Source organism: Allobosea sp. CER48 (genome assembly GCF_044752385.1).
Lineage (GTDB): Bacteria > Pseudomonadota > Alphaproteobacteria > Rhizobiales > Beijerinckiaceae > Allobosea.
Window position 1 is genome coordinate 1 of record NZ_JBIWYK010000389.1, and the last position, 3,028, is coordinate 3,028.

Consider the following 3,028-nt stretch of genomic DNA (forward strand, 5'->3'; position numbering starts at 1 on the left):
TGGGACAGGCTGATGCGGGGCAGCGGCAGCAGCGCAATTTCGGCGCGCTCGATGCTCTTGACGACGAAGCCCGTCTTCTCCTCGACGGCGGCGACCGCGCTGCGCTGGACTCGGTCGAGCGCGAGATCCCACGACTGCACGCCGAGCAGGCCGAGAATGGCGGCAAGACTGAAAGCGAGGATCGCTATGCGTCTGGTCATGGACTTCCGAATCAGCACTGGGCCGAAAGTCAGCCAGCCCCCTGGCGGCGCTTGGTGTAGGCCGATGAAGATGGCTTGTCGAGGCCGGGTGTCCGGCTATCCCGCACGACTTGCACCGGTTTTGGCCAGAACCATGGCCGGATAGAGGCCGGCGAGAATGATCAGGAGGGCGGCGAGCGCCCCTTCCTCGAAGACGCCGCGCGAGGCCTGGCCGTAGACCACCGTAGCCAGCGTATCGAGGTTGAGCGGCCGCAGCAGCAGCGTCGCCGGCAATTCCTTGAGGCAGTCGACGAAGACGAGCAGCGCGGCGCTCGCGACGGCCGGGCGCATCAGCGGCCAGTGAATCCGGTGCAGGATCTCGGGCTGGCCGGCGCCGAGCGCACGGGCCGCATCGTCGATGCGGGGCGAGACGCGGCTGAGGCCGCTCTCCACGCCGGAGACGCCGATCGCGAGGAAGCGCACGACATAGGCGATCACCAGCGCGGCGCCAGAGCCGATCAGAAGCAGCCCCGGCTTGATGCCGAAGAGCGCGGTGATTGCGCTCGCCAGCGCATTGTCGAAAGCGGCGATCGGGATCAGCAGGCCGAGGGCGAGCACGGTGCCGGGCACTGCGTAGCCGAGCGAGGCCAGGCGGGCGAGGGGGCGCAGCCAGCTTTCGCGGCCGGCGCGGCTGGCCGTGGCGATGCCGAGGCCCAGCAGCAGGACGACGACCGAGGCGATGCCCGCGAGCAGGACGGCGTTGCCAAGGAGGCGCAGAAGCCTGGCGTCGAACTGCGCGATCAGCCCGCGCTGCAGGATTTCGGTGGCGAGGTAGCCGATCGGCAGAATGGCGCCGAACAGGACTGGCAGGGCGCAGGCGATCGCGGCCAGAATGGCCGCGCGGCGGCGCAGCGGTCTGCGGCCGACCGGGCGCGGCTGGCGCACCGGCAGGGCAAAGCGGCGCTGCCCGCGCAGGCGCGCTTCCGCCCAGATCAGCAGGAAGACGACGAGCAGCATCACGCAGGCGATCTGCGCGGCACCGGGCAGGGAGCCGCGATTGATCCAGGTCGTATAGATCGAGAGCGTGAGCGAGCGGACGCCGAGATACTCGGTCGCGCCGATGTCGTTCAGCGTCTCGAGCAGGACCAGCGTCAGCCCCGCGGCGAGAGCCGGCCGCGCCAGCGGCAGGCCGATCCGCCAGAACAGCCGTCCGGGCGTGGCGCCGAGATTGCGCGCGGCCTCGACGATGGTCGCTCCCTGGATGCTGAACAGGGCGCGGGTGGTGAGGTAGACATAGGGGTAGAGCACGATCGCCATGATCGCGATCGCACCCGGCAGATTGCGCGGGTCGGGAAACCAGTAGTCACGCAGCGTGCGCCAGCCGGTGACGCCGCGCAACGCGCTCTGCAAGGGCCCCTGGAAGCCGAGGAACTCGACATAGATATAGGCGGTCAGATAGGTCGGCAGCGCCAGCGGCAGCACGAGCAGCCAGTCGAAATGGCGCCGGCCGGGAAACTCGAATTGCGTGACGAGCCAGGCGGTTCCGACGCCGAGCACGGCGCAGACGAGGCCGACGCCCCCCAGCAGCAGGCCGGTCTGGACGAGGACGGCCGGCAGCACGTTGGCGGCGAGATGTGGCCAGATCTCCGCGGCCTGCGACGAGGACAGGGCCGTCGCGAGCAGCGCCAGCAGCGGCGCCAGCACGAGCGCGCCGCCAATCAACGAGGCCAGGGCAAAACGCGTCGACGGCCGCCACGTGAATGGCGGCCGTCGCGAAGTGCCGAGCGGAGCGCTCAGGCTCAATTGTCGAAACCGACCTTGTCGACGAGATCGGCGGCGGCCTTGCGCTGCTTGGCAACCTCCGAGAGAGGCAGCTTGTCGGGGGTGATCGTGCCGAGCAGCTTCACCGCGGTCGAGTCCGTGACGGCGGTGTTGACCGGGAACTCGAAGTTGCCGTTGGCATAGAGCGCCTGGGCCTTCTCGCCGAGCATGTACTCGACCAGCTTGACGGCGTTGTCCTTGTTCGGGGCGTTCTTGGCCAGCGCAGCGGCCGAGACGTTCACATGGGTGCCGCCGTTGGCGAAGGTGGTCTTGAGTGGCTTGATCGCGTCGAACCAGCCCTTCTGCTCGTTCTTCGCCTGGCTCATCAGGCCGATGTAATAGGTGTTGATCACGGCGATGTCGCAGAGGCCGGACTGGATGTCACGGGCCACGTCACGGTCGCCGCCGCCGGGCTTGCGGGCGGCGTTCGCGCGCAGCGCCTTGAGGTAGGCTTCCGTCTTCTCCGGGCCGTTATGGGCGATGTAGGCGGCGAAGAGGGCGTTGTTGTAGGGGTGCTGGCCGGCGCGGATGCAGAACTTGCCCTTCCACTTCGGGTCGGCGAGGTCCTCATAGGTGATGGCGTCCTGATTGACGCGGTCCTTCGATACCACGACGACGCGGGCGCGCTTGGTCAGGGTCACCCAGTTGTTGTCCGGGCGCAGCTGTGCGGGAACGATCTTGTCCACGGTCTGCGACTTGATCGGCTGCGTGATGCCGGCGTCGACCGCGGCATTGATCTCGCCGACATCGACCACGAGCATGACGTCGGCCGGGCTGTTGGCGCCCTCGGCGCGGATGCGTTCCTGGAGGCCGTCCTTCAGGAAGACGGCGTTCACCTTGATCCCGGTGTCCTTGGTGAAAGCTTCGAGCGCGGGGTTGAGCAGCGCGGGCTCGCGCGTCGTGTAGAGGTTGACTTCCTGGGCCAAGGCCGGCGCGGCCAGGAGGCAGGACGACAGTGCCAGGGCGTGGAGATGTGATTTTCCGATCATTCTTGGGCTCCGTCGGTTTATGGCGCCAAAAGCGCGACG

Annotated in this window: 3 protein-coding genes; all 3 read right to left on the reverse strand. The window is 68.1% G+C overall.

Going from position 1 to position 3,028, the window contains the following annotated elements; genetic code table 11:
• A partial coding sequence (locus ACIPIA_RS13320; protein WP_400510240.1) for a hypothetical protein occupies nt 1-200 on the reverse strand: 200 nt, incomplete at its 3' end.
• A 96-nt stretch (nt 201-296) separates the two neighbouring features.
• The gene (locus ACIPIA_RS13325) at nt 297-1,883 is read right to left on the reverse strand and encodes an ABC transporter permease (protein WP_400510242.1); all 1,587 of its coding nucleotides are present in this window, start codon (nt 1,881-1,883) and stop codon (nt 297-299) included.
• Nucleotides 1,884-1,978: 95 nt separating this feature from the next.
• A complete protein-coding gene (locus ACIPIA_RS13330) occupies nt 1,979-2,989 on the reverse strand; it encodes an extracellular solute-binding protein (RefSeq protein ID WP_400510243.1) in 1,011 nt (336 codons plus the stop codon).
• Nucleotides 2,990-3,028 lie beyond the last annotated feature (39 nt).